Source organism: Vibrio sp. Isolate25, assembly GCF_022398025.1.
Taxonomy (GTDB): Bacteria; Pseudomonadota; Gammaproteobacteria; order Enterobacterales; family Vibrionaceae; genus Vibrio; species Vibrio coralliilyticus_A.
In genome coordinates this window covers 151,477-177,672 of sequence record NZ_JAKEUT010000002.1, presented here as the reverse complement: position 1 = coordinate 177,672, position 26,196 = coordinate 151,477, and the positions used below count along the sequence as shown (strand labels likewise).

The 26,196-nt window shown below is 44.9% G+C and carries 22 protein-coding genes; 6 read left to right on the top strand and 16 right to left on the bottom strand.

The window, feature by feature from the left end; translation table 11 throughout:
* Positions 1-4 precede the first annotated feature (4 nt).
* Together L1D15_RS07495 and L1D15_RS07490 are read left to right on the top strand one after the other, a co-directional pair.
* Positions 5-4,816, top strand: a complete 4,812-nt coding sequence (locus tag L1D15_RS07495) for a DUF637 domain-containing protein (RefSeq protein WP_239875210.1) — start codon at positions 5-7, stop codon at positions 4,814-4,816.
* 10 nt (positions 4,817-4,826) lie between these two features.
* The gene (locus L1D15_RS07490; RefSeq protein ID WP_239875209.1) at positions 4,827-5,780 is read left to right on the top strand and encodes an Imm49 family immunity protein; all 954 of its coding nucleotides are present in this window, start codon (positions 4,827-4,829) and stop codon (positions 5,778-5,780) included.
* Between the two features lie 92 nt (positions 5,781-5,872).
* Here L1D15_RS07490 and deoD read toward each other — a convergent pair whose 3' ends face one another.
* The 4 genes from deoD to deoC form a co-directional block, all read right to left on the bottom strand.
* A complete protein-coding gene (gene deoD / locus L1D15_RS07485) occupies positions 5,873-6,583 on the bottom strand; it encodes a purine-nucleoside phosphorylase (RefSeq protein WP_239865080.1) in 711 nt (236 codons plus the stop codon).
* A 65-nt stretch (positions 6,584-6,648) separates the two neighbouring features.
* The gene (locus L1D15_RS07480) at positions 6,649-7,869 is read right to left on the bottom strand and encodes a phosphopentomutase (protein ID WP_239875208.1); all 1,221 of its coding nucleotides are present in this window, start codon (positions 7,867-7,869) and stop codon (positions 6,649-6,651) included.
* Between the two features lie 58 nt (positions 7,870-7,927).
* Positions 7,928-9,256 carry a thymidine phosphorylase gene (gene deoA / locus L1D15_RS07475; protein WP_239875207.1) on the bottom strand — a complete coding sequence of 443 codons (1,329 nt, stop codon included), beginning with the start codon at positions 9,254-9,256 and terminating at the stop codon, positions 7,928-7,930.
* Positions 9,257-9,338: 82 nt separating this feature from the next.
* Positions 9,339-10,115 carry a deoxyribose-phosphate aldolase gene (gene deoC, locus L1D15_RS07470; RefSeq protein WP_239875206.1) on the bottom strand — a complete coding sequence of 259 codons (777 nt, stop codon included), beginning with the start codon at positions 10,113-10,115 and terminating at the stop codon, positions 9,339-9,341.
* Between the two features lie 27 nt (positions 10,116-10,142).
* Between deoC and L1D15_RS07465 the strand changes: the two genes are divergently transcribed.
* Complete coding sequence (locus L1D15_RS07465) at positions 10,143-10,373, top strand: hypothetical protein (RefSeq protein WP_239875205.1); 231 nt, start codon at positions 10,143-10,145, stop codon at positions 10,371-10,373.
* A 6-nt stretch (positions 10,374-10,379) separates the two neighbouring features.
* On the opposite strand, the gene L1D15_RS07460 is transcribed toward L1D15_RS07465, so the two are convergent.
* From L1D15_RS07460 to L1D15_RS07435, 6 genes are all read right to left on the bottom strand, one after another.
* Positions 10,380-10,550 carry a DUF1427 family protein gene (locus tag L1D15_RS07460; RefSeq protein ID WP_239865089.1) on the bottom strand — a complete coding sequence of 57 codons (171 nt, stop codon included), beginning with the start codon at positions 10,548-10,550 and terminating at the stop codon, positions 10,380-10,382.
* A gap of 351 nt (positions 10,551-10,901) precedes the next feature.
* Positions 10,902-12,164: a NupC/NupG family nucleoside CNT transporter gene (locus L1D15_RS07455; RefSeq protein WP_239865091.1), complete on the bottom strand. Its 1,263-nt coding sequence runs from the start codon at positions 12,162-12,164 to the stop codon at positions 10,902-10,904.
* A gap of 204 nt (positions 12,165-12,368) precedes the next feature.
* Complete coding sequence (locus L1D15_RS07450) at positions 12,369-13,142, bottom strand: TatD family hydrolase (protein ID WP_239875204.1); 774 nt, start codon at positions 13,140-13,142, stop codon at positions 12,369-12,371.
* A gap of 2 nt (positions 13,143-13,144) precedes the next feature.
* Positions 13,145-13,291: a DUF5363 family protein gene (locus L1D15_RS07445; protein WP_239875203.1), complete on the bottom strand. Its 147-nt coding sequence runs from the start codon at positions 13,289-13,291 to the stop codon at positions 13,145-13,147.
* Between the two features lie 12 nt (positions 13,292-13,303).
* Entirely contained in the window at positions 13,304-14,077 is a 774-nt protein-coding gene (gene yaaA, locus L1D15_RS07440) for a peroxide stress protein YaaA (protein WP_239875202.1), read from the bottom strand.
* Between the two features lie 104 nt (positions 14,078-14,181).
* Positions 14,182-15,612: a sodium:alanine symporter family protein gene (locus tag L1D15_RS07435; RefSeq protein WP_239865096.1), complete on the bottom strand. Its 1,431-nt coding sequence runs from the start codon at positions 15,610-15,612 to the stop codon at positions 14,182-14,184.
* Between the two features lie 705 nt (positions 15,613-16,317).
* On the opposite strand from L1D15_RS07435, the gene L1D15_RS07430 reads away from it, so the two are divergent.
* Complete coding sequence (locus L1D15_RS07430) at positions 16,318-16,500, top strand: DUF3545 family protein (RefSeq protein ID WP_239837693.1); 183 nt, start codon at positions 16,318-16,320, stop codon at positions 16,498-16,500.
* 56 nt (positions 16,501-16,556) lie between these two features.
* Here the strand turns inward: L1D15_RS07430 and L1D15_RS07425 are convergent, their stop codons facing one another.
* The 3 genes from L1D15_RS07425 to nfo all read right to left on the bottom strand — a co-directional run bounded on the left by L1D15_RS07425 (position 16,557) and on the right by nfo (position 19,022).
* Positions 16,557-17,108, bottom strand: a complete 552-nt coding sequence (locus L1D15_RS07425) for a hemerythrin domain-containing protein (RefSeq protein ID WP_239837694.1) — start codon at positions 17,106-17,108, stop codon at positions 16,557-16,559.
* 99 nt (positions 17,109-17,207) lie between these two features.
* Positions 17,208-17,894, bottom strand: a complete 687-nt coding sequence (gene ung / locus L1D15_RS07420) for a uracil-DNA glycosylase (RefSeq protein WP_239837695.1) — start codon at positions 17,892-17,894, stop codon at positions 17,208-17,210.
* Between the two features lie 243 nt (positions 17,895-18,137).
* Entirely contained in the window at positions 18,138-19,022 is an 885-nt protein-coding gene (gene nfo / locus L1D15_RS07415; protein ID WP_239865100.1) for a deoxyribonuclease IV, read from the bottom strand.
* 320 nt (positions 19,023-19,342) lie between these two features.
* On the opposite strand from nfo, the gene grcA reads away from it, so the two are divergent.
* Together grcA and L1D15_RS07405 are read left to right on the top strand one after the other, a co-directional pair.
* A complete protein-coding gene (gene grcA / locus L1D15_RS07410) occupies positions 19,343-19,720 on the top strand; it encodes an autonomous glycyl radical cofactor GrcA (protein WP_239837697.1) in 378 nt (125 codons plus the stop codon).
* A 98-nt stretch (positions 19,721-19,818) separates the two neighbouring features.
* Positions 19,819-20,670: a LysR family transcriptional regulator gene (locus L1D15_RS07405; protein ID WP_239837698.1), complete on the top strand. Its 852-nt coding sequence runs from the start codon at positions 19,819-19,821 to the stop codon at positions 20,668-20,670.
* 6 nt (positions 20,671-20,676) lie between these two features.
* On the opposite strand, the gene L1D15_RS07400 is transcribed toward L1D15_RS07405, so the two are convergent.
* The 3 genes from L1D15_RS07400 to carA all read right to left on the bottom strand — a co-directional run bounded on the left by L1D15_RS07400 (position 20,677) and on the right by carA (position 26,028).
* A complete protein-coding gene (locus tag L1D15_RS07400; protein WP_239875201.1) occupies positions 20,677-21,459 on the bottom strand; it encodes a TSUP family transporter in 783 nt (260 codons plus the stop codon).
* Between the two features lie 182 nt (positions 21,460-21,641).
* Positions 21,642-24,872 carry a carbamoyl-phosphate synthase large subunit gene (gene carB / locus L1D15_RS07395; protein WP_239875200.1) on the bottom strand — a complete coding sequence of 1,077 codons (3,231 nt, stop codon included), beginning with the start codon at positions 24,870-24,872 and terminating at the stop codon, positions 21,642-21,644.
* A 16-nt stretch (positions 24,873-24,888) separates the two neighbouring features.
* The gene (gene carA / locus L1D15_RS07390; RefSeq protein WP_239875199.1) at positions 24,889-26,028 is read right to left on the bottom strand and encodes a glutamine-hydrolyzing carbamoyl-phosphate synthase small subunit; all 1,140 of its coding nucleotides are present in this window, start codon (positions 26,026-26,028) and stop codon (positions 24,889-24,891) included.
* Positions 26,029-26,196 lie beyond the last annotated feature (168 nt).

The window sequence follows — 26,196 nt, the reverse complement described above, 5'->3', positions numbered from 1 at the left end:
AAAGATGATGGATAAAAACGAATTAAGCGAGTTGAGCCATGAATTGCCTCGCTGGAAAAAAATCACCGCGAGTGTGATGCTCCCGGTACTCACAATGACATTTACAGCGCCGACTCTGGCGAATATACGCATCAATCAGACTATTGAGCAACTTGAAGATCACTTGGCGTCTTCGAGTCGCTACTTGCTTGATGCTCAAGTCGATAATTATATTGAGCAATACAATCAAAACCTTGCTCAATTGGACATTCGAGATGGTTTAACTGATTTACTTACCACCATCTTTAATGATTACCCTCAATTTAAGCCAGAAATCGATTGGGCCCCCATAAGTGGTGATGTTACCTTCTTTGTTCCGTTACCAACACCTAAAGCCTATGGTAATGGTGCATTGCAACGTGAAATCGTACGTTTTCAGCTTAAGCAGCTGATAGGCAGCAGCCGTATTTCAGAACTAGGGTTTGGTAGTTATGAGCAAATGCAGACCGAGTACTACCAAAACGCGATTTCGTTTATGCAAGAAACAGGGCATCGATTTGGCGATAACTTGTCTCAGCAAGATATCGATAATCTGCAATACGACATCATTTGGCCAGAAAAACGCCACTTGCCCGGTGTGGGACGTGTATTTATACCTTTTGTTTATCTCACTTCAAGAACCATTGATACCCAATCACGTTGCGTAAAAAGTGGTATTCCAACTCCGCGTTTGTCTGAATACGACAAGGCCTCCCTGCAACATGCCATAGCAAAAGGTATGTCTGACTTGGTACATGAATCGCGTGAGAGTAGCAGCCATTACCATGAACGCTTTTCTTCGCCACTGACACAGCTAACTGACGGGCTCGCGCAGTTCTATAAGCAAAGTAGTGAAGATGCGACTATCCGCTTTGAAAACTACGATTGCCAAACCGGAGAGCCTGAAACGCCAGATTACATCGGTTCTGCCTATATTCAGCGGGATCTTGTACGTCAACAACTGAATGTCTTACTCAATCGCAGCTATCTTGTCGCACCTAAAGCCTACGACACCTATGAAGAGATGGCGCAAGAACTATATCAAAATGGTTTCCAATACTTACGATCCAATGGTCTCATTTTTGGCCAAAAGCTGACCCAAGCTCAAATGAATAGTCTGACTGAGGATATGCTTTGGCCTGAGTTTGAAATTCTTGCTAATGGCTCTAAGGTTTTGGTACCAAGAATCTATCTGACTGCACAAACCGTAAAAGCCAACAAAGTCGATGGCACGACATTTAGTCTTGGTGAAGGTACCATTACGGCAACAGATTTTCTCAATAAAGGCGGTAAAGTGCTTGCCATGCGAGATACGTTAATTCGTACTCGTAATAGCTTTATCAATGATAAGGGGCATTTGAGTGCCAAAGAAGGCATTCAGATTGAAGTAGGCGGTTTATTGTCTAACCTTTCTGGCACGATAGAAGGCCGAGACGTTAAACTCACGGCCTATGCACTGAAAAACCAAACCTTAGTCTACCGTTATGACCACGCCTACGGGTTTAATGAGCAAGCTCAGCAACTGGCGAAAATTGAATCTTTTGGTGATCTTAACATTCAAACTGCCAGCCACTTTGTAAGCATCGGGGGTCAGTTCTCTTCCCAGGGTGACTTGAAGGTCAATGCCGGCGGTGCAGTACAACTGCTTCCAGCTGAAGTGCGCCATAGCGATGCACAAAGCGGCCATGGTTGGAGTCAATCGAGTCAATCATTGACCAATATACAAACCAAAATGTCCGCAATCGATCTGCTGTCTATTGCTACTAAGCAAACGATTCAATCACGAGGTTCGATACTCGAAAGTCAGGGCACACTGGAGCTTCTAGCCAGCCAAGGTATTCATTTACTTGCAGCGCAGGATCATTATAGCTGGCACAAACTTTTTGAAGCAGGTGGCAGTGGCGCTTTCTCTAGCTCAGAAAAACGCGAGGAGAGTGAGCAGCGTTCGCAAGTAGTCTCAACGTTGTTAAAAGCAGGCTACGATCTGATCCTTACTACGGAAGCTGGCCCCGTACAGCTTAAAGCAGCACATTTAACCAGCCAAGGGTTAACACGAGTTACTGCGGACACTATCGATTTAGAGTTAGAAATTGAAAAATATTTTTACAGCAAGGCAGAGTCTTTTGAAGGCGCGCTATCTGTTGGTCAAAAAGGCAATGGTATTTCGCAAGAAACGGCTCATATGTCGCAATTTCGCGCTCAAGGCGGCCTAGTACTTGATGCAAGAAATGGCATCAGTGTTGAGCTGCCGAGAAACCCGGATCAAAAGTATATTGATCACCACGCGTTGATTGACCAATTAGCCACCAACGACGGTTTACGTTGGATTAAAGACATAAGAGATAATCACCCAGATGCAAAATGGGAAGAGATCGACTTAGTTCTTGAACAGTGGGAATACGATCAAACTAGCCTTAGTCCAGCAGCAATGGCAATCTTGGTGGTGGTGGTAGCCATTGCTACTTCAGGGGCCGGTGCAGGCGCAGCAGCTGGTGGTGCAGGCGCAGCAGCTGGTGGTGCAGGCGCAGCTGGTGGTGCAGGCGCAGCTGGTGGTGCGGCGGCAGCTGGTGGTGCGGCGGCAGCTGGTAGTGCGGCGGCAGCTGCAACAACCGTTAGTGCGGGTACATTGGCTGCTTCGGCAGCATTAACCGCTGGGACCAATGCACTTATTATTCAAGCCTCGGCTTCACTGTTAGCAAATGGTGGTGATATAAAAGATACCTTTGCTCAGTTAACGTCATCTGAATCAATCCGCGGCCTTGCAACAAGCATGATTACTGCAGGTGTAATGCAGGGGCTCGATTTAAGCTTTGTTTCAGATGGTCTTAGCGCTGTTGGCCTTGATGGCACCACAATGGGCACTGTAATTGAGCAGTCAGTCAATTCGGTGTTTTCTTCGGTGGTTTCTTTGCAAGTCAACAGTGTGTTGACGGGCAATGGTTTTGCTCGCATCGAAGACTTTGATCAGATGGTGATCAATGCCGTTATCACCTCCAGTATTGCCGAAGTCGGTAAAACTTTAGCCGAAAAAATAGGTGATGCTAGGCGCGGTATTATACGAGATGACAATGGTAAGCAAATCGCTGAGGGCGTCGACCCTATTTCAACCGCTTCAGGCTATATAGCACACGCTGCGCTTGGTTGTGCCCTTGGTGCAGCGACTCAAATGGCAGCTGGCGGTAACTCTAAGTCCAATGTTTCAGGTTGTACTAGTGGTGGTGCCGGTGCTGTAATTGGTGAGTTTGCCGCCGAGCTTTATAGGGACAGTGATTGGGTCAAAGAAAGAACGGAAAAGCTTGAGGAAAAAAGTAAGCAACTAACCGGTAAGCTCCTTACAGAGCTGGAAAATGGCAACACTGACTATCGAAACCCAGCTTTCCAGCAAGAATTACTTCGAGAGTTCCATGAAATCAATCGACTTGGTGGTAATGTCGCACGTTTGGTGGCCGGTATTACTCTCTTCGCAGTAGGTGGGGATGGCGATGATGTTAACAACGCTATGTTTGCTGCAGGCAATGCGGCTGAAAACAACGCCTTCTTTGTTCCTGCACTTATATTTGCATTTAACATGTATACCTTGTATAGCACTATCGAAGGGGTTTACGAAGGCTTATCAACGCTCAAGCGCTTACTTGAAAACCCAGATAGCCTGTCGCAAGAAGAGCTTGATAATGCAATAAAAGAGGTTCTGGTTGATCAATTGATTGATATTGGCGTTAACAAAGTACTAAAGCTTGAGATCGCCAATAAAAGCCGAAAAGCCATTCTTGAAAAGCTTGACGAAATAAGTGTTGATGAACTGCTTGTTAAGATCACAGACTATCTAAAAACTGATTCCAATTTTGGCCCATTAGCCTTTGCATTTGAATCGGTCGCTAACCATATTAGGCAAAGAAATAATCCAAACTTCAAATTGCCATTGCCTTTGGATAATTTTAGCCCTAAATATCGCAAGACAATTGATGACGAATACAACGATTACCGAGTCAAACACCCAAATGGAAGGCTATCTAAAGATCAATACATTAACCAGCGAGAAAATCAGTATATTGATGAACACGGCGTGTGGCGTAATATTGATGGCTCTAGCAGCTTGACGCCAACCGAGCGCCATCGCGCCAGTTTATATCGTCAAGATGACCTAGACTTTGCTTCGAATCAATTGACTCAGCGATCGGGGCTTACGCGCAAGGTGACCGATTTAGACGGTATTGAAATATCCAGCTGTGATTTCGACTGTCTCTCAACCCTGAGGCAACAAGCGAAACAAAAAGCAGAATTCAATAAGTTCGACGGAAACCTTGAAGGCCAGAAAAAATACGCTCAACTTCAGCGTCAATACTCCGAAGAACTGGGGGAAATGGCAGCGGAAGCCTATGCGAAAGCCACTTTTGGTCCGAACGCAAAACGTTTACAATCGGCTTATCCGGGCAGTAACCAAAAGAACCGTCAATTTGACCAAATATGGCAAGACGAGCAGGGCAACATCCATATCCTTGAAGCCAAAGGTGGTTCTTCTTCTTTAGGGGCGGCCAAATTGGGCAGCGAAGTGGTGCAGCAAGGCTCACCAGCTTACACCACTAAGGTGATTGGTGAGATGAAAACTTGGTTTGAAGAAAACCATAGTAGTCTGACCCCAAAGGAGTATAGCGATTACAAGTATACGCTGGGTATGCTTGATGAGCAGCGTGATACACTGCAATACAAAGTGGTTAGGCAACATATTAATGACGGTGGCGTGCCAACTGGCGTGCAAGTGACGGGTTACGATGTAAAACCCAGCAGTCAAAGGCATTAAAGGAGCTGTAATGTTATCAAAAAGAAATCACTACTGGGAGTGCGTTCGCGAGGACGAAGAATTTATCCAGATGGTTAAAGATTCCGAATACGATGCGTATGAGCGAATAATAAAGGGGTTTGAGGCTGATAATACTAAGTATTTACCTGAGAGCTTCTTCTTTAATATGGTAACCGAGAACCTTTTTCGCCAGCATGAAACCAATGCGGTCACTGCGCAGTATTTGTATGAATATTGTCAAGTGCTGAGTAACCGAGTGCTACTGTATTACTATCAAGGGGAAAAGCACTGTCAGTTGTTTCGTCACTACCAAATTCCTTATGGTCCATACCAAATGAATGTGGTGCTGACCATCGATGAGTGGTTAGATGCTTTGATGATGAATGTGCTGCTTGGCGACCCATGTGGTTTTGGCCAAAAGCTACTGCGTATTCCTGAAGAAAACATCTATGCCTTTATCGAAGAAACGGATGAGGTCAAGGACTTTCGCCGCGTGCTATTTCGCTTAGTGCGAGCATTTTTTATTGATAATGACCCAGTGCCAATTAGTGAGCGGATCAATGATCTGGTGCGTTACTCCACTCCTGAATATGTGGGCGAGGAGTTAGTGCAAGATTACACCAATTATTTGCTCTTGCCCTTGGCGGAGCTTTTGGTGTCGATTCATCACCCAGAGAGGGAAACGCGCTACCCTGCTAAGCTGAAGCAAGCGCTGGAGTGCCATATTCAGTATTACACCGATGTCGGCAAAGCGGATTCACCCAGCATTAAAGGTGATAGAAAAGGCTGGTTTGCTATTTGGATCACGGCGTTGGCCGCACACGCATATGAAGCGCGCGGTCTTGAGCCGACCATTGACAGCGAATATATGCCGCTGTGGTTGGTAAAAGGTGAGTTTCCAAGATTTTATGCACTCGACCCAGAGCATAAGCAGTTATTCCCTCATCAAACCTCTGATGCCTAATAGGTCATAAACTTAAAGCCCCTTAGCTCAAATACTAAGGGGCTTTTTATATACGCTCAGTGAAAAACTACCGCTTTAACTTTATCAATAACTCAGTCTAATAGAACTGAATCTAGCGCAATAATCATCATGTCATTGAACGTAGTCTGACGCTCATCTGACGTTGTCTGCTCGCCCGTTTTGATGTGATCAGATACAGTACAGATAGTCAAAGCTTTCGCACCGTACTCAGCACAAACGCCGTAGATGCCTGCCGCTTCCATCTCAACACCGACAATACCGTACTTGTCCATCACATCGAACATCTCAGGATCTGGGGTGTAGAACAGTTCAGCGGAAAACAGGTTACCCACCTTCACTTCGATACCACGAGCTTTCGCTGCCTCTTCCGCTGCGCGAACCATCTTATAATCAGCGATAGCAGCAAAGTCATGGCCTTTAAAGCGAATACGGTTCACTTTAGAGTCGGTACAAGCGCCCATCCCGATAACGACATCACGTACCTTGATATCTTCACTTACTGCACCACAGCTACCGACACGGATGATTTTCTTCACGCCGTAATCTTTGACTAGCTCAGTCGCATAGATTGAACAAGATGGGATACCCATACCGTGGCCCATCACTGATACTTTACGACCTTTGTAAGTGCCAGTGAAACCGAACATATTACGCACATCACAGACCTGAACGACATCTTCGAGGAATGTTTCTGCAATGTACTTCGCGCGTAGCGGGTCACCCGGCATAAGAACAACGTCTGCGAATGCACCCATTTCAGCATTAATATGTGGAGTTGCCATGTCTGTTAATTCCTTAACTCAGTTAAATGTTGTCAGAGAGGTGGTTTACCTCTCTAACTCTCTCATTACAAAAAGTTTTTACCGTAATCCATTGGTGAAGTACCAAAATACGTCGCCAGTGTTTGGCCAATATCAGCAAAAGAATCGCGTAAACCTAACGAACCTGCTGGTACTTTCTGGCCGTAAACAATCACAGGAATGTGCTCACGCGTATGGTCAGTACCTGGCCAAGTTGGGTCACAGCCGTGGTCGGCCGTCAGGATTAGAAGATCGTCCTCTTCCATCATCTCCATCACTTCATGGATACGACCATCGAAGTACTCAAGCGCAGCAGCATAGCCAGCTACGTCACGACGGTGACCATAGGCAGAATCAAAATCAACAAAGTTGGTGAAGACGATAGTATTATCACCCGCTTCTTTGATAGCCTCTTTGGTTGCTTCAAAAAGTGCCGGAATGCCGGTTGCTTTGGTCTTCTTGGTGATACCACAGCCAGCGTAAATGTCAGAAATCTTACCAATCGAGTGAACTTCACCGCCCTTCTCGTCAACAAGTTTCTGTAGAATCGTCGCTGAAGGTGGCTCAACAGACAGATCACGGCGATTACCAGTACGCTCAAACTGGCCTTTACCCGGTCCAACGAATGGGCGAGCGATAACACGGCCGATGTTGTAGTCTTCTAGCTCTTCACGTGCGATCTGACAAAGCTCAAGCAAACGATCTAGGCCGAAGGTTTCTTCATGGCAAGCGATCTGGAATACCGAATCCGCCGACGTATAGAAGATAGGTTGCCCTGTCTTCATATGCTCTTCACCAAGATCATCCAGAACCTGAGTGCCCGATGCATGGCAGTTACCAAGGAAACCGTCTAAACCAGCACGCTCAAGAATGCGATCTGTCAGCTCTTTCGGAAAACTGTTTGTTTTGTCGGTAAAGTAGCCCCAGTCAAACAGAACCGGCACACCAGCAATTTCCCAGTGGCCTGACGGTGTGTCTTTACCTGAAGACAGCTCAGCAGCATGACCGTAAGCACCAATGATCTCCGACTCAGTATCCAAACCTGGCGCAAAGCGACCCGTTGACTCTTTGTGAGCCATGGCTAAACCAAGCTTTGACAGATTAGGCAACGTCAGTGGCCCTTGACGATCAGCGTTGTCTGCTAGACCTTTCTCACACTGCTCAGCGATATGGCCTAACGTATCTGAACCAACATCACCAAATTTTTCAGCGTCAGCTGTCGCACCAATTCCAAATGAATCCAGTACTAAAATAAATGCTCTTTTCATTGCTCTTCCTCAGGCCTCCGTTAATCTTTTTATATGGAGGCCTTAGTGTAATTTTTGATTAAACGTCTTCTGCGCGGATCTGACGATAAACCTCAGGCGTAGGCGTATAGTCACCACCGATAGTAATAGCCTGTTTAAGCGCTTCAGCCGCTTCAAGCCATTGCTCTTCACTACGTGCATGAATCACAGCCAGCGGTTTATTACTCGATGCTTTTTCACCAAGGCGGATAAACCCGTCAAAGCCGACCGCGTAGTCAATTTCGTCTGTAGCAACGCGGCGACCGCCACCCATGGAGACAACCGCCATACCGATTGCACGCGTATCCATTGCCGATACAATACCGTCTTCATCAGCAAAGACTGGTTTGATGATTTCTGCTTTTTCCAGATAGTTTTCGTAGTTTTCAACAAAATCAGCAGGGCCACCTAAGCCCGCAACCATCTTGCCAAAACACTGAGCCGCTTTACCGTTGTTCAGTACTTCCATCAACTTCGCGCGTGCCTCTTCCGTATTATCAGCAAGCTTGCCAAGCACCAACATTTCCGCACACGATGCCATGGTCACTTCGAGTAAACGAGGGTTACGATATTCGCCAGTCAGGAACTGAACCGCTTCACGTACTTCAACAGCATTACCCGCTGAAGACGCCAATACTTGGTTCATGTCTGTCAGGATAGCTGTTGTCTTGGTACCTGCACCGTTTGCGACTGCTACGATAGATTTAGCGAGTTCTTCAGATGCTTCATAGGTTGGCATGAATGCGCCAGAACCCACTTTCACATCCATAACCAATGACTCAAGGCCAGCAGCGAGTTTCTTAGACAGGATTGAAGCCGTGATCAGTGAAATGTTGTCCACCGTTGCGGTAATATCGCGGGTTGCGTAAACACGCTTATCGGCTGGCGCTAAGTCGCCGGTTTGACCAATGATGGCAACACCTGCGTCTTTCGTGACATCACCGAACACTTCATTGGTTGGCGTGATGTTGTAGCCAGGAATCGACTCCAACTTATCTAGCGTACCGCCAGTATGGCCAAGACCTCGTCCAGAGATCATCGGAACAAAACCGCCACATGCCGCGACCATTGGGCCAAGCATCAATGACGTCACGTCACCAACACCACCTGTTGAATGCTTATCTACAATTGGGCCGCCAAATTCTTTATGGCTCCAATCAATAACCATACCGGAATCACGCATCGCGCACGTCAGTGCAATACGCTCTGGCATTGTCATTTCATTGAAAAAGATAGCCATCGCAAACGCGGCGATTTGACCTTCAGAGACGGTGTTTTTAGCCACACCTTGGATGAAAAAATTAATTTCGTCGGCAGTCAGGACTTCGCCATCACGCTTTTTACGAATGATTTCTTGAGGTAAATACATTAGGGCCTCCCACACAAATAAGGTGGTTAGTAGAGTAAAAGGTAATGTGGTGAGCTTTCGCTCACCACATTCAGACTTTTAATTAGTACGCTGCAGGGTCTGCAGTCTCGTCTGTTACTTCTAATGTATTCAGTAGGTTAGTTAGCAGGCTTGACGCACCAAAACGGTAATGACGAGCATCAACCCAGTTGTCGCCCAAAATCTCATCAGCCATTGCTAGATACGCTGCTGCATCTTCAGCAGTGCGCACGCCACCTGCTGGCTTGAAACCAACAGATTCTGCAACACCCATATCACGAATAACTTCTAGCATCATGCGTGCATATTCAGGTGTTGCATTGACTGGCACTTTACCCGTTGAAGTTTTAATGAAGTCAGCGCCTGCTTTGATTGAAATTTCAGAGGCTTTCTTAATTAGTGCTTCTTCTTTCAGCTCACCCGTTTCGATGATGACTTTTAGAAGAATATCGCCACACGCTGCTTTACATTGCTTAACGAGCTCGAAACCCACTTCCTCGTTACCCGCCATAAGAGCACGATATGGGAACACCACATCCACTTCATCTGCACCGTAAGCAACGGCAGCTTTCGTTTCGGCAACAGCGATATCAATATCGTCATTACCGTGTGGGAAGTTCGTGACTGTCGCAATACGAACGTCTGGTGTGCCTTGCTCGCGAAGTGTCTTCTTAGCAATAGGAATAAAGCGAGGGTAAATACAGATCGCAGCGGTATTACCCACCGCTGATTTTGCGTCATGACATAGTGAAATCACTTTAGCATCAGTGTCATCGTCATTTAGCGTTGTAAGATCCATAAGTTTAAGTGCACGTAGTGCTGCTGCTTTTAAATCGCTCATTTCTATCTCCGATCAATATTCATAAAAGTGTCTGCTCAACCTCATGTCGGTTTTGCAGTCATTAATGAACGGACTTGGTTCCCTGAAGACTTAGGGGTAAACAGCGAATTTGCCCCCAATTGCTATCCTTGTCACCGCACAGTACCAGTTTGGTCTATGGCACAACAATCTACGATTGCGGTGTCTAACGGTATCTGTAACCTTTGTCTGATGGCCAGACATAGTTACAACCAGCGCCGATCATACTCCTTGTATTAACAAGCGCTAGCTAAAAAACTTCTCAATAATCCATTGATAAGTCACGCCACCAAGATAAACCCCAACGATTCCCATTACACCAGCTAGTGCAGGCGGTGCAGGAATGGGCAACTTAATGGCAGAAAACAGGACTCCAACGACAAAGCCCGCGAGGGCTGCGAGGAAAACATCATTCATGAGTTTTACCCTACTCTCTATATTTACATACATTATAGATATTCGTCGCAGAACTGTAGTGGCTCATAGAGCGCAAACGGTTTGTATCTCAAAAAATATTCTGTTCAACGTTTGTTCAATCTTCATGACCAACAAACGCTATGAATCCAGTTGTCTGAATACACTCCAGACTTATCTCGAATCAAGCCAAACACTCAATAAAGCTGGTATTCGAGTCTTTCCCTGACAAGAGCCTACTAACAGGCTTAGGAAGCAATAATCAGGGAAAAAAAACAAAAAAGCCCCGTAGCACACAGTGTGTGTCTACGGGGCTTTTTAAAACGGCGTCTATATAATCTTTCGCTTACTTAATTAGAAAGATAGGAAGAAGCCAGCGATTGTCGCCGCCATTAGGTTAGATAGCGTACCAGCACAAACCGCTTTAACACCCATACGAGCGATGTCGTGACGACGGTTTGGTGCTAAACCACCTAGACCACCTAGTAGAATCGCAATAGAAGAAAGGTTTGCGAAACCACATAGAGCGAACGAGATAATAGCTGCTGTCTTAGTAGACATTACTTCACCAGTTGCTGGAACAACTTGTGCTGCTTCACCAACGTACGGTACGAAGTTTAGGTAGGCTACGAATTCGTTAACAACCAGTTTCTGACCGATGAACGAGCCAGCAAGTGTTGCTTCTTCCCATGGCACACCAATAAGGAATGCTAAAGGCGAGAATAGGTAACCTAGTAGAATTTCAAGTGTTAGCTCAGGCATACCGAACCAACCGCCAACGCCACCTAGAATACCGTTGATAAGTGCGATTAGACCGATGAATGCTAGTAGCATTGCACCAACGTTTAGAGCAAGCTGTAGACCTACAGAAGCACCACCAGCCGCTGCGTCGATAACGTTAGCAGGCTTGTCATCACCACCGTCGATATCTTTACCTAGATCTTCGTCAGGTGTTTCAGTTTCAGGCTTGATGATCTTCGCAAATAATAGACCACCTGGCGCTGCCATAAATGATGCAGCAACTAGGTACTCTAGAGGTACACCCATAGAAGCGTAACCCGCTAGTACGCCACCTGCGACCGATGCTAAACCACCACACATTACAGCGAATAGTTCAGATTGTGTCATTTTAGGAACAAACGGACGAACCACTAGAGGTGCTTCAGTTTGACCAACGAAAATGTTCGCTGCTGCAGACATTGATTCTGCACGTGAAGTACCAAGCGCCTTTTGTAGACCACCACCAAGAATCTTGATAACCCATTGCATTACACCAATGTAGTAAAGTACAGAGATAAGTGCAGAGAAGAAGATTAGTGTTGGAAGTACTTGGAACGCGAAAATGAAGCCAATACCGTCAACTGAGAAGTTAACTAGGCTGCCAAATAGAAAACCAGTACCGTCTTTACCGTAGTCAATAACATTCTGAACACCAGCAGAGAAGCCAGCTAGAAGGTCACGACCCCAAGGTACGTAAAGAACGAAACCACCGATGATAAATTGGATAGCAAATGCGCCACCCACAGTTCTTAGATTGATAGCTTTGCGGTTATCAGACAGTAGTAATGCAATTCCTAGCAATACTGCCATACCGACTAGGCTCATAAACAGGCTCATAGTTTATGACTTCCTTATATGTTGTTTGTTGGCGTGTTACAAAATGGAGCTCTAAAGCGGAGGCAATTATACTCATCCGTCCATCTATAAAGTAATGCTGTCTTCACAGTTTCTAATAAGATTCATCATTCATTCACCTAATTACGTGAACAAGATCACCATTAACCCAACTACAAATCATAAAAAGAACATTTTATTTAGAAACTATTCACAAATACCGAACGCCTGATTGCTATTTTTCCAAACGTTTTCAGCAACCGTTTGCTTACTATCATTCCGTAGATCTGCGAGACAAGACAAGGTTTGAGTTAACATTGCTGGATGGTTAGGCTTACCCTGATTCCCTAAAAGCGGCATATCCGGCGCATCCGTTTCGAGAACAAGACAGTCAATCGGGAGCTCAATAACAGCTTTACGCGTTTTTTGTGCTCTTGGGTATGTAATTACCCCTCCCACACCTATGTAAAAACCTAACTCAACAAACTGCATCGCTTGCTGATAACTCCCAGAAAAACCATGCAGAACTCCTCCATACGAAAAACGAGACTGCTTAAGCAATTGTAGGAGGCGATTGTGTGTTTTGCGGGAGTGAAGGATAAGTGGCAGCTTATAAGTTTTCGCCAACTCAATCTGCTGCATCAAAACGCGCTCCTGAATCTGGCTATCAACAGCCACTACTGCATCCAAGCCACACTCACCCACAGCAATGCATTTGTAAGGTTGTTGACTGATCAGCTCCGCCAGTCGATTTTGGACGGTGTGGCTATCAGTATCGAGAAAATAAGGGTGTAAGCCTAGCGCATAATATATCGATGGATATTGGGCTGCGAGTTGCTCAAGTCGATTCCAGTTTGATGGGCCAATAGAGGGAACGACAAAGCGTTCTACGCCTGATAGATTTGCTGACTCAATATGTTCAGCGAAATCGTTCTCAAATACCTTAAAGTCTAAATGACAATGAGTATCAAAAAGGCGCATTATCATTGCGCCTTTTTGTTGGGTTCTGAAGTCTGGTGAACTGGGTCTGTACGATAAGGAACACAACTGCGTTTATTCTCTGGTGTTAGCCCCATCGACTGACACCACGCGTCGTATCGTGCAACCCATTGCTTAAACCAAGACATCATCTTTTGAATCCTTTATTGCTCTTCACGTTTAAAGACCAATTCGGTTGGTGAAGACTCATCCTCAACAAAATAATAGCCTGTCGTGTCAAACTTAGTCAGATCCGCAACGCTCTCAATGCGATTCTCAATAATGTATCGCGCCATCATGCCACGCGCTTTCTTCGCATAGAAACTGATCACCTTGTACTGACCGTTTTTGCAATCTTTGAAAATTGGCGTAATCACCTGAGCATCTAGAGCTTTGGGTTTTACCGCTTTAAAATATTCGTTTGAAGCAAGGTTAATCAGAACATTATCACCTTGTTCTGTAATGGCTTGATTAAGCCTATCAGTAATCACATTACCCCAGAATTGATAGAGGTTACTGCCTTTCTCATTGGCAAGTTTCGTCCCCATTTCCAGACGGTAAGGCTGCATCAGATCGAGTGGCTTTAGTAGACCGTATAAGCCAGATAACATGCGTAAGTGCTTTTGGGCATAATCAAAGTCATCATCTGACAAACTTTGCGCGTCTAAACCAGTGTATACATCGCCTTTAAAAGCCAGAATCGCTTGGCGTGAGTTCTCTGTGGTAAACGTCTCACTCCACTCCTGAAAACGGCCAACGTTCAAGTCAGCGATCTTATCACTAACTTTCATCAAACTCGCGACATCGGCAGGCGTTAGCTTGCGGCACACATCAATCAGTTGTTTTGAATACTCGATCAGTTCTGGCTGAGTAAATTTCTTTGTCGCCAGTGGAGATTCGTAATCTAAGGTTTTCGCTGGTGAAACGACGATTAGCATGACTTTACTCTATCTGTTTAATTGTATGTGGTTAGATATAGGTTACAAAAAAAGCCATGCAATGTCTGCATGGCTTTTTGAATCGTTTTAATAGAGATTGGCTATTAATCTTTTTTGCTCTGATCCCAGATACCATCTTCCAACTGAGATTTCAGTTCAGGAAAATCGTTAGAATCAAATGTCGGCACTTTACCTTCACCTAACTGGCGGTTGTAGTCTTTTGCTAGCTTAATCACGATGCCTGAAAGAAGCAGGATCGCCACTAGGTTGACAATCGCCATCATACCCATTGACACATCTGCCAATGCCCAAACGATAGGTAGAGATGCTACAGCACCAAACATCACCATTGCCAATACAACCAGACGGAACACACCTAGGCCGGCTTTATGGTTATGCTCAAGGAAAATAAGGTTTGTTTCCGCGTATGAGTAGTTAGCAATGATAGACGTGAAAGCGAAGAAGAAAATCGCCACGGCAACAAAGATGCCACCCCACGAGCCCACTTGAGAACTCAACGCAGCCTGAGTCAGTTCAATACCCGTGATCTCGCCATGCGGTACATACTCACCTGACATCAGAATAATCGCCACGGTCGCTGAACAGATCACGATAGTATCCATAAACACACCTAACATCTGAACGTAACCTTGAGAGGCAGGATGCGGAGGATAAGGTGTTGCTGATGCCGCTGCGTTTGGCGCAGAACCCATACCGGCTTCGTTTGAGAACAGACCACGTTTGATGCCATTAATCATTGCTTGTGCAATCGCGTAACCTAAACCACCCGCCGCTGCTTCTTGTAGGCCAAAGGCACTCTTGAAGATCAAGCTCAGTACAGCCGGCAACTTGTCGATGTTCATAAACATAACGAACAGTGCCAATAATAGGTAAAGCAGCGCCATGGCAGGAACGATCATTTCTGCTACGCGAGCGATACGCTTGATACCACCAAAGATAACCACAGCGGATAACAAAACAACGGCAATACCAACATAGGTTTCATCCCAACCAAATGCCGTATTCATAGCTCCAGCAATAGAGTTAGCTTGAACCGCGTTAAATACCAAACCAAAAGCGATGATCAGGAAGATAGAGAACAGTACGCCCATCCAGCGCATACCCAAACCTTTCTCCATGTAGTATGCCGGACCACCGCGGTAGTTACCGTCATCATCTTTGGTTTTGTATAACTGCGCCAAGGTGCTTTCAGCGAACGACGTGGCCATACCCAGCATAGCGATTAGCCACATCCAGAAAATCGCACCTGGACCACCAGCTGTTAGCGCAACAGCAACACCAGCCATATTACCCGTACCAACACGTGCCGCTAAGCTAGTACACAATGCCTGGAATGATGAGATGCCAGCTTTATCCGCTTTACGGCTGTTCTTTAGTACTGAGAACATGTGACCAAAATGGCGGAATTGGATAAACCCCAATCTAACAGTGAAATACACACCAACACCGACTAGGAGATAAACCAGAATAGAACCCCAAAGTAGGTCATTCATCAAATTAATTAAATCTGTCATAAGATCCTCGTAGTGAGTTTTCGCTGATCTCTGCTTCCCTGCCTTCCATCCAGTTGCAAACCAAGTGTCAATTCTGCTCAGTATTGTGGTTTAATTATTGTGCAACCTAGATATGTAAAACGCGCCTCATGCTTCCATTTTACGTATCAGCGTATTTTTTGACGGGCGGATAATGCAGTCAAGGGTATCAAAAATCAATATGCAAACAAGCACTTATTTATGTTATTTTTCACTATAAAATCACCAATAATTAACACAAAAAAGAACACAAAAACCACAAAAACAGAACATTAACATTAAAATTTAACAACAATAAAGAACACACAACTCCATACGAAATACGATAGCCGCAAATAATTGACACTCCTTTATCACCAAGGACTCAGAGAAGAGTTCAGGAAACAATTCGATCTGTAAATTCTATTACTCAACCGCACTAAATACACACAATTGCATACCAAGGGAAAACGCTGTTTTTTTACACACTGCGTTAACATACGTTTTTTGAGAATTTAATCGTTTCTTATCGGTTGTTCGAACAAAAAACCATCAGATATAAGCCGTATTTCTGTGAAGCCAAGTCTAAAATGGCATGAAAACTTCATGGAATCGTAACAAATGAGAAACGAATCAAAGTTACTCTCCAAACAGAATGATATTTAAACAGTACCCCTTCAAAGAGTAATCATTAAAAAGAGGTAGCTTATGGAAGGCTTAAACTTTGAAGAAATCATGGAAATGGATTTTCCAAAAACTCGGGCAACACGCTCCAAACCTGCGAAGCGTAAGTGGCGTGAAATTGAAGCAATTAAGGATAGGCAAAGGCTTCAGCGTGAATTAAAAGATATGGACATCGGTTTTGATGACATTGAAGACCTAGATTACTAACATTTAAAAAGAGGCGCTTGGTAGCGCCTCTTTTTATTACGGTATATCTCTGCTAACTATATACACTCTTGATCACCCTGCCTAACACGACTGGCAAGTTGCTGATATTGCTCTGCAATAGTGTCGCCAAATACTGGGTCATCTTCATTAATACTCCACAGCTTTTCGACGGCTTGCCAATCGTGCAAAGTAAATCTCTGATTAATAAGTGGCAATATTGACTGCTCCTCTAGATCTAAATGTCGCTTCTGATCCAATATAAAACCTTCCAGTTGCTGCACAAACATATCTTGAGGAACTACTGCATCCTGCAGAATCATATCTACCGTATCAAGAAAGGCATGCGTCTTGAGCGACAATGTTTGGTGCTCGATCTCTAGATTCTCAATATCTTGATGGTGGCCATAATGTTCCAAATAATAGTGATAGAGGATATCTTCTTTAGGATGGTGGACACGCTCAGAGTGATGGGCCAAATAATCGACAATTTCTTTAACCAAACTGTAGTTTATGGCCTGCTCTTGTCTCAACAAGGCAATTTTTTGCCTCAATACTGCTAATAGCCGAACCATGTAACCATGTTCGCGCCTTATCCTTTCAATCATCATAGTGCTTCTCCTTAACACCTATTTTTAGTAAGTGTATAAGAGAAGCACAGTTCAAGTATTGATATTGCTCGAAAGTTAAGCAATTAGGCAATGTAATGGCTATACATTCACTTGCATTGGAAGATGCCAATCTATGGTTTGTTTGCCTTGAGATTCAAGAATTTGATTTGCTTGAGAAAAATGACGGCAACCAAAGAAACCTCGATGTGCGGATAATGGCGAAGGATGCGGCGCAGCTAATACATGATGCTTATTGCGATCGATAAAGCGTCCTTTCTTTTGCGCATGGGAGCCCCACAATAGAAACACAACACCAGATTGATGTTGATTGATCGCTTCAATGACCTTATCGGTAAACATTTCCCATCCTGTTTTAGAATGAGAGTGCGCTTTACCCTGCTCTACCGTTAGAACAGTATTGAGTAACAGAACACCTTGCTCAGCCCAACTTTGAAGGTAGCCATGAGATGGGATTTGAAAACCATCAATATCCTGAACCAACTCTTTGTACATATTTACCAATGAAGGTGGTGTCTTGACACCAGGGAGTACCGAAAAACACAAACCATGCGCTTGTTTCGGACCGTGATAAGGGTCCTGGCCTAGAATCACCACTTTCACATCATTGAACTCTGTCGCCCGAAACGCATTAAATACGTCTTTAGCGGGAGGGAAAACGACTTTGCCGGCCGCTCTTTCCGACTCAACAAAATTCAATGTTTGCTGAAAATAATCCTGCTGCTTTTCTGCTCCAATGACATCATGCCATGTCAATGACGGGGTCATGCTCTGTTCCTTCTACTGTTTGCGCTACAATAATTGTCGCAAAAAGTTATGAAGGAACAAAGTGATAAAGTCAGCTAGTTTTTTGTGGGATCCTGTAATGCCCTTGACCCGTGACATGGCGGTTGGGTGTAGGAAGACGTGTTGAGCGAGCGATGGTATAAAAAGAAGTGTAAGGCATAGTGGCATCCTTATTTGTCTGAGTACCTACACTCACTATGAAAATTTGATGCCACTTTTGTTAGGTCAGGCGATTTCTTTGAGCCATGCTAAGTGATGCTGACGAATAAATTCGATTTCTTCAGGCCAACGTTCCGGCTCAATTGTTTCTAAAATCAAAGGAATATGATCAAATCGTGGATCTCTGGCTATGTATTCAAAACATGACCATCCAATTTCTCCTTTACCTAGAGCATGGTGGCGATCGACCCGGCTGGCATGCTCTGCCTTTGAGTCATTAATGTGCATTGCTCTGAGGTAGTGCATGCCAACAACTCGATCAAACTCAGCAAAGGTCGACTCACACGCTTCATAACTCCGAAGATCATAGCCGGCTGCAAACAGGTGGCAAGTATCTATACAAACTCCAACCCTCTGCTTATCTTTCACCTTATCTATAATTTGTGCAATGTGCTCAAATTGCCAACCAAGGTTAGTTCCTTGACCTGCGGTATTCTCAATCACAGCTATAACATCAGGGACGGCTTGATGAGCGAGGTTGATCGAGTCAGCGATTCTTTCTAGGCACTCTTGTTCCGAAATCATCTTTAAATGACTGCCAGGATGGAAGTTAAGCAAAGTTAGCCCTAATTGATGGCATCGCTTCATCTCGTCAATAAACGCCGCTCGAGATTTCTCTAGTTTTTCTTCTTCAGGAGCACCTAAGTTTATCAAGTATGAATCATGAGGAAGGATTTGATCGGGCTTAAACCCTAACTTCAAGCAGTTAGATTTAAAGGCGTGAATCGTTTTTTCTTCAAGTGGCTTAGCCGCCCATTGACGTTGATTTTTTGTAAACAGAGCAAAGGCATTAGCTCCGATTTCTTTAGCTCTTAGTGGAGCCTGATCAACACCACCAGCGGCAGAAACATGGGCCCCGATAAACTTATTACCGTACAAATTGTCTAACATTGTTGTTTTATCACTTTTGACTTTCACTATGCTGCATGAATTACAACAACTTATTGGTATTCGCTCAATACTTAACACCTAAATGTAGTAAATTTACAACAAATATAAGATTGAAAATTATTTTAAACATTAAAATATAATAAAATGTCATTGTTATAAAACAAGTTATTGACTCACATCAAAACAGTAACCTTTTTAAGAGTAATGCTTTTGGTAGTTATTTGACTTAAATCAAAACTAAAATACTCCTTTTGAGCTATATAATACGTAGCTCAATAAAACTCGGAAATTAACACCACAAATGTGGATAGGAGATGGTAATGATTCAAGGTATTCAAATTACTAAAGCGGCAAATGACGCACTATTAAACTCTATCTGGCTACTAGATAGTGAAAAGAATGAAGCACGATGTGTTGCTGCTAACTCAGGCTTTGAAGCTGACCAAGTTGTCGCAATTAAAGAGCTAGGCGAATATGAGAGCCGTGAAGTGGCAATTGAAGCAGCACCACGCATCGAAGGTGGTCAGCACTTAAACGTGAACGTTCTTAAGCGTGAAACTCTAGAAGACGCTGTCGCTAACCCTGAGAAGTACCCTCAGCTAACTATCCGTGTTTCTGGCTACGCAGTTCGTTTCAACTCACTGACAACTGAGCAGCAACGCGATGTCATCGCACGTACATTTACTGAGTCTCTATAATTCTTAGATTTTGAATTTAATTTGTAAAGCGGCGTTCATTGAGCGCCGCTTTTTTATTAGGTACAGTACCTCTCTCAGACTATCTTGGACACAATTCAATGCTGCTGGAAGGTATCGAAACACTGTTAGCACTAAGTAAAGCAAAAACAATGAGCCGAACCGGAAGCCAGCTCTATATAAGCCAATCCGCTGTCAGTAAACGCATTGCTAACCTAGAGAAAAAGCTGGGGAAAAAACTGATTGTACCGGATGGAAGGAATGTTCAGCTTACTCAAGAGGCGATCGACCTTATCGAGAGTATTGGCCCGACGTTCAATGAGCTGAGAGGACGCATCTATGAGCAACAATCGATGGCAGAAAAGAGCCTAGTCACCATTGATTGCTCTGAAACTCTAGTAGCCAGTTACCTTGCGGATATCCTTGGCCAGCACTTTAAATCGGATCCTTACATTCGCATCACCACCAATCACACACCAAGAATCGTGGAACATGTTCAGTCCGGGAAAGCTCACCTCGGTATTTGTGCAGGCTTACTTCCACCTCAACATGGATTAAAAACATTTCACCTTCTCGATGAACCTTTCTTTATTGTTTCTGATCGTCCACTAGAGCAATTACCAAACACCATCATTACTAATGATCTTGCTAATACCGCCAATACGTATCAGTTAAAGATTCTCAAAAGGCTGAATATGACACCTGTGATGGAGATGGATTCCTATGCTGCGGCGGCTCAACTGGCACTTGCTGGTATTGCACCTGCTTTGGTTCCTCTCTCAGTTATCAAAACCCTTAAGATCGACCAATGTCACTGCCATCATTTCGCTCAGTTACAGCCGCTCTATCGACCTCTGCATGTCTGCTTACGAGCTTCTTCCTATAAGAACCAACGAATCAAAAACTTAGTCGATAATGTCGTGACTTCCGTTGCGAAATCGGCGCTAGAGTAATCGGTTTTAAGCCAATAAAGCCAACAACCAATCCGAGTGTTCTTGCCACAACAACTTTGCAGCCATCAGCATCGACATTGTTATCACTAAAGGGCGAATCCATTTCTGTCCTTTCGCTACCACTACTTTTGCCCCTAGTTGAGCACCAATAAACCCTCCCATAGCCATCACAAGACCTAACTCCCAAATAGGCAGTCCAGCAAAAATAAAGAACAATAGTGCGGCAATATTAGACGTGAAGTTAAGAACCTTAGTACGAGCGGTGGCATCTACCAGAGAAAAATGACCTAAAGCAACAAAGCAAACCGTAAAGATGGAGCCTGTTCCCGGCCCAAAAAAACCGTCATAAAAGCCCACTCCACCTCCAACACTGAAAGCAAACATGGCTTCTGAGATGTTCGCTTCACCGGAGTGCTGTTTGGTTTTAGGCATCAGCAGAAAGTAGAGCGAAATAGCGACCAGTAAAATCGGAATCAGACTCGTCAGTACACCCGTATCTATATACTGTACAGCTTCAGCACCAACCGCCGAACCAATAAACGTACAGACAATAGCAAGACGCATCTCTTTAATACTGACGATGCCGTTCCGAACGAAATACCAACTGGCTGAAAAGCTGCCAAATGAGCTTTGCAGCTTATTGGTCGCAAGCGCCTGTGTCGGCGACACACCAGCGGCCAGAAGCGCAGGTAGAGTTAACAAACCACCGCCACCAGCCATAGCATCAATAAAGCCTGCAACCGTAGCTACAAAGAAAAGTATCGTCAGTATTTCGAGTGTGAGTTCCATTGTCTATCAATTGGTTATCTATATCTTTCACTCAAAATATCACTAAGTTAATAATTCTCTTAGAGAAAGATTAGACTTTAACTCATTCCTATTTTTCAACAGTAAACAGACAAAAAAGCCCGCTCAAAAGAGCGGGCAATGAGGTTGTCATATAGGCTCCGTTGCGAGCCTACTGATTGTTATTACGCTTCGTTCTCAGCGACTTTAGCGTGCAGCTCTTGAACTGATGTAACCGACGTTTTTGCATCTGCTGTGTGAGCCATACATACGGCAAACGCTGCGTTAAGTGTGGTTGTGTAGTTCACTTTCTCAGCCAGTGCACCGCGACGAAGAACTTTTGAATCTTCAATCGACTGACGACCTGCAGTCGTATTCACGATATAGGTGTACTCGTTGTTCTTGATGCGGTCTAGGATGTGTGGACGACCTTCGTGTACCTTGTTAACAAGACGAGGGTTGATGCCCGCTTCACCTAGGATTACCGCTGTACCGTGTGTTGCGTCTAGCTGATAACCAAGCTTGGTTAGCTTAGATGCTAGGTCAACGACGCGCTGCTTGTCGCCTTCGCGAACAGACAGTAATGCACGGCCGCCTTCTGGGTAAACATTGCCACAACCTAGTTCAGCTTTAGCGTAAGCTTCTGCGAAGGTCGCACCCACACCCATAACTTCACCAGTAGAACGCATTTCTGGGCCTAACAGTGGGTCAACACCTGGGAACTTGTTGAACGGTAGTACTACCTCTTTCACTGAGTAGTAAGGCGGGATGATCTCTTTAGTAAAGCCCTGAGACTCTAGAGATTGACCAGCCATGACACGTGCAGCGATCTTCGCTAGTGGCGCACCTGTTGCTTTAGAAACAAACGGTACAGTACGTGCAGCACGAGGGTTCACTTCGATTAGGTAAACTTCGTTGTCTTTCACGGCAAACTGGGTGTTCATCAGACCACGTACACCAAGCTCAAATGCCAGCTTCTCTACTTGCTCACGCATCTTATCCTGAATTTCCTGACTTAGCGTGTAAGCAGGTAGTGAACATGCTGAGTCACCAGAGTGAACACCCGCTTGCTCGATATGCTCCATGATACCGCCGATAACCACACGCTCACCGTCACAAATAGCATCGATATCCACTTCAGTTGCGTCATCTAGGAAACGGTCCAGAAGCACTGGCGATTCATTCGACACGCTCACCGCTTCGTTGAAGTAGCGGCGTAGGTCTTGCTCATCGTATACGATTTCCATCGCACGACCGCCAAGTACGTAAGATGGGCGTACAACCAGTGGGAAGCCAATCTCTTTTGACTTATCAACCGCTTGCTCGATAGTCGTTACTGTCGCGTTTTCAGGCTGTAGAAGGCCCAGACGGTCAACCGCTGCTTGGAAACGCTCACGGTCTTCCGCACGGTCAATTGCGTCAGGGCTAGTACCTATGATTGGTACACCTGCAGCTTCTAGTGCACGAGCCAGTTTCAGTGGTGTTTGACCACCGTACTGAACGATAACGCCTTTTGGCTTTTCAACACGTACGATAGAGAGTACATCTTCAAGTGTGACAGGTTCGAAGTAGAGACGGTCTGAAGTGTCGTAGTCGGTAGATACTGTCTCAGGGTTACAGTTAACCATGATAGTCTCAAAACCATCTTCACGTAGAGCAAGTGAAGCGTGTACACAACAGTAATCAAATTCGATACCTTGACCGATACGGTTTGGACCACCACCCAAAACCATGATCTTGTCTTTATCTGTAGGCTGAGCTTCACACTCTTCATCGTAAGATGAGTACATGTAAGCAGTATCAGAAGAGAACTCTGCCGCACAAGTATCCACGCGTTTGTATACAGGGTGGATATCGTACTGGTCACGTAGTCGACGAATCTCACTTTCAGACACGCCAAGAATTGAAGATAGACGTGCATCAGAGAAGCCTTTACGCTTCATTTTACGAAGCACATCTTCAGTCAAGCCAGCAAAGCCGCCGGCTTTAACTTGGTTCTCTAGGTTAACCAGCTCTTCGATTTGAACTAGGAACCAACGATCAATTGCCGTTAGATTGAACACGCCATCTACTGACATACCAGCACGGAATGCATCCGCGATGTACCAAATACGCTCTGCGCCAGCTTCTTTTAGTTCATGACGAATTGTGGTTAGTGCGTCAGGCGCATCGAGATCAACCATCTCGTCAAAGCCATTCACACCAACTTCAAGGCCACGAAGCGCTTTTTGTAGAGATTCTTGTTGGTTACGGCCGATAGCCATAACCTCACCAACGGACTTCATCTGAGTGGTCAGACGGTCGTTAGCACCTGCAAATTTCTCGAAGTTAAAGCGAGGAATCTTAGTTACTACGTAGTCGATTGTTGGTTCGAATGACGCTGGAGTTGCACCACCTGTGATGTCGTTCTGTAGCTCGTCTAGAGTAAAGCCAACGGCCAGTTTCGCTGCGATCTTAGCGATAGGGAAACCTGTTGCTTTAGAAGCAAGAGCAGAAGAACGAGATACACGTGGGTTCATCTCGATGATAACCATACGGCCATCTTTCGGGTTGATACCAAACTGTACGTTTGAACCACCAGTCTCAACACCGATTTCGCGCAGTACTGCTAGAGATGCATTACGCATCAACTGATACTCTTTGTCCGTCAGAGTCTGGGCCGGTGCAACCGTGATTGAGTCACCTGTGTGAATACCCATTGGGTCAAAGTTTTCGATAGAACATACGATGATGCAGTTGTCCGCTTTATCACGAACCACTTCCATCTCATACTCTTTCCAACCGATCAGCGATTCATCGATTAACAGTTCATTAGTTGGCGACAGGTCCAAACCACGACGACAAATCTCTTCGAACTCTTCTTTGTTATAAGCGATACCACCACCAGTACCACCCATAGTGAACGAAGGACGAATAATACATGGGAAGCCAACCATATCGAGAACTTGGTAAGCTTCTTCCATACTCTTCGCGGTATCTGCACGAGGACACTCAAGGCCAATAGACTTCATCGCTTTATCGAAACGAGAACGGTCTTCTGCTTTATCGATAGCGTCAGCTGTCGCACCAATCATTTCTACGCCGAACTCTGCAAGTACGCCGTGTTTCTCAAGGTCTAGTGCACAGTTAAGCGCCGTTTGGCCACCCATTGTTGGTAGTACTGCGTCTGGGCGCTCTTTTTCGATGATCTTGCGAACCACTTCCCACTGGATTGGTTCGATGTAAGTTGCATCCGCCATGTCTGGGTCAGTCATGATGGTTGCAGGGTTAGAGTTTACAAGGATAACTCGGTAACCCTCTTCACGCAGTGCTTTACATGCTTGAGCACCAGAGTAGTCAAACTCACATGCTTGACCGATAACAATCGGGCCTGCACCTAGAATTAGAATACTTTTTAAGTCAGTACGTTTTGGCATTCTCTACTACTCCGAATTAAGCGCTGTGTTGTTTGATTAGTTCGATAAAGTGATCAAATAGTGGTGCTGCGTCGTGTGGACCAGGGCTTGCCTCAGGGTGACCTTGGAAGCTAAATGCTGGCTTGTCTGTACGGTGGATACCTTGTAGAGAGCCATCAAATAGTGACACGTGAGTTGCACGTAGATTCTCAGGTAGTGTTGCTTCATCCGCAGCGAAACCATGGTTCTGAGAAGTAATCATTACAACGTTACGATCTAGGTCTTTAACTGGGTGGTTAGCACCATGGTGACCAAATTTCATCTTCACTGTCTTAGCACCAGATGCCAAAGCTAGTATTTGGTGACCTAAGCAGATACCAAAAATAGGTAGACCTTTTTCTAAGAATACTTTGGTTGCTTCGATAGCGTAAATACATGGCTCTGGGTCACCAGGACCATTCGATAGGAATACGCCATCTGGGTTTAGCGCCAACACTTCTTCTGCACTGGTTTCAGCTGGAACGACTGTTAAGCGGCAGCCTCGGTCAACAAGCATACGCAGGATGTTTCGCTTTGCACCGAAGTCATAGGCAACAACGTGATATGGCAACTCGCTGTCGTCTTGCGCCTCAGGAAGTCCACCCTCGAGCGTCCACGAACCTTGTTTCCATTGATACGCTTCTTTTGTTGTAACTTCTTTCGCAAGGTCCATACCTTTTAGGCCAGGGAATTCTTTCGCTTTAGCTAGCGCTAGAGCCTCATCTAAATTGTTACCCGCAACGATACAACCGTTCTGCGCACCTTTCTCTCGCAAAATGCGCGTAAGCTTACGAGTATCGATATCAGCAATGCCGACGATATTTTGCGATTTAAGGTAATCAGAAAGGGATTGTTCACTGCGGAAGTTAGAAGCGATTAGAGGGAGATCGCGAATCACAAGGCCTTGTGCATGAATGGAAGAGGATTCTTCGTCTTCGGAATTGGTTCCGGTATTGCCTATGTGAGGATAAGTGAGTGTGACGATTTGTTGGGAATAGGAAGGATCAGTGAGGATTTCTTGGTACCCCGTCATCGAGGTATTAAAAACAACTTCACCAACGGACGAACCATCTGCTCCAATGGAAACACCGTGGAACACTGTCCCATCTTCTAGGACTAACAGTGCTGATTTACTCAAGACAACCTCCAGAATAAAAATGCAAAAATAATAAATTAAACTGCAAATCTGCCTTCCTTCACGCTGTAAAAAAGCGTTTTTAGGTTATTTAGACAAATTGGCGGTATTCTAATGAGGCGATATGAATGTGTCAACAGAGACATAAAAATAAATTAAACATTTAGAGCA

What these genes read in the sequence shown, in the direction of transcription:
- L1D15_RS07495 (WP_239875210.1), top strand. Translation starts at nt 5, where the DNA reads ATGATGGATAAAAACGAATTAAGCGAGTTGAGCCATGAATTGCCTCGC.
- L1D15_RS07490 (WP_239875209.1), top strand. Translation starts at nt 4,827, where the DNA reads ATGTTATCAAAAAGAAATCACTACTGGGAGTGCGTTCGCGAGGACGAA.
- deoD (WP_239865080.1), bottom strand. Translation starts at nt 6,583, where the DNA reads ATGGCAACTCCACATATTAATGCTGAAATGGGTGCATTCGCAGACGTT.
- L1D15_RS07480 (WP_239875208.1), bottom strand. Translation starts at nt 7,869, where the DNA reads ATGAAAAGAGCATTTATTTTAGTACTGGATTCATTTGGAATTGGTGCG.
- deoA (WP_239875207.1), bottom strand. Translation starts at nt 9,256, where the DNA reads ATGTATTTACCTCAAGAAATCATTCGTAAAAAGCGTGATGGCGAAGTC.
- deoC (WP_239875206.1), bottom strand. Translation starts at nt 10,115, where the DNA reads ATGAGCGATTTAAAAGCAGCAGCACTACGTGCACTTAAACTTATGGAT.
- L1D15_RS07460 (WP_239865089.1), bottom strand. Translation starts at nt 10,550, where the DNA reads ATGAATGATGTTTTCCTCGCAGCCCTCGCGGGCTTTGTCGTTGGAGTC.
- L1D15_RS07455 (WP_239865091.1), bottom strand. Translation starts at nt 12,164, where the DNA reads ATGAGCCTGTTTATGAGCCTAGTCGGTATGGCAGTATTGCTAGGAATT.
- L1D15_RS07450 (WP_239875204.1), bottom strand. Translation starts at nt 13,142, where the DNA reads ATGCGCCTTTTTGATACTCATTGTCATTTAGACTTTAAGGTATTTGAG.
- L1D15_RS07445 (WP_239875203.1), bottom strand. Translation starts at nt 13,291, where the DNA reads ATGATGTCTTGGTTTAAGCAATGGGTTGCACGATACGACGCGTGGTGT.
- yaaA (WP_239875202.1), bottom strand. Translation starts at nt 14,077, where the DNA reads ATGCTAATCGTCGTTTCACCAGCGAAAACCTTAGATTACGAATCTCCA.
- L1D15_RS07435 (WP_239865096.1), bottom strand. Translation starts at nt 15,612, where the DNA reads ATGACAGATTTAATTAATTTGATGAATGACCTACTTTGGGGTTCTATT.
- L1D15_RS07430 (WP_239837693.1), top strand. Translation starts at nt 16,318, where the DNA reads ATGGAAGGCTTAAACTTTGAAGAAATCATGGAAATGGATTTTCCAAAA.
- L1D15_RS07425 (WP_239837694.1), bottom strand. Translation starts at nt 17,108, where the DNA reads ATGATGATTGAAAGGATAAGGCGCGAACATGGTTACATGGTTCGGCTA.
- ung (WP_239837695.1), bottom strand. Translation starts at nt 17,894, where the DNA reads ATGACCCCGTCATTGACATGGCATGATGTCATTGGAGCAGAAAAGCAG.
- nfo (WP_239865100.1), bottom strand. Translation starts at nt 19,022, where the DNA reads ATGTTAGACAATTTGTACGGTAATAAGTTTATCGGGGCCCATGTTTCT.
- grcA (WP_239837697.1), top strand. Translation starts at nt 19,343, where the DNA reads ATGATTCAAGGTATTCAAATTACTAAAGCGGCAAATGACGCACTATTA.
- L1D15_RS07405 (WP_239837698.1), top strand. Translation starts at nt 19,819, where the DNA reads ATGCTGCTGGAAGGTATCGAAACACTGTTAGCACTAAGTAAAGCAAAA.
- L1D15_RS07400 (WP_239875201.1), bottom strand. Translation starts at nt 21,459, where the DNA reads ATGGAACTCACACTCGAAATACTGACGATACTTTTCTTTGTAGCTACG.
- carB (WP_239875200.1), bottom strand. Translation starts at nt 24,872, where the DNA reads ATGCCAAAACGTACTGACTTAAAAAGTATTCTAATTCTAGGTGCAGGC.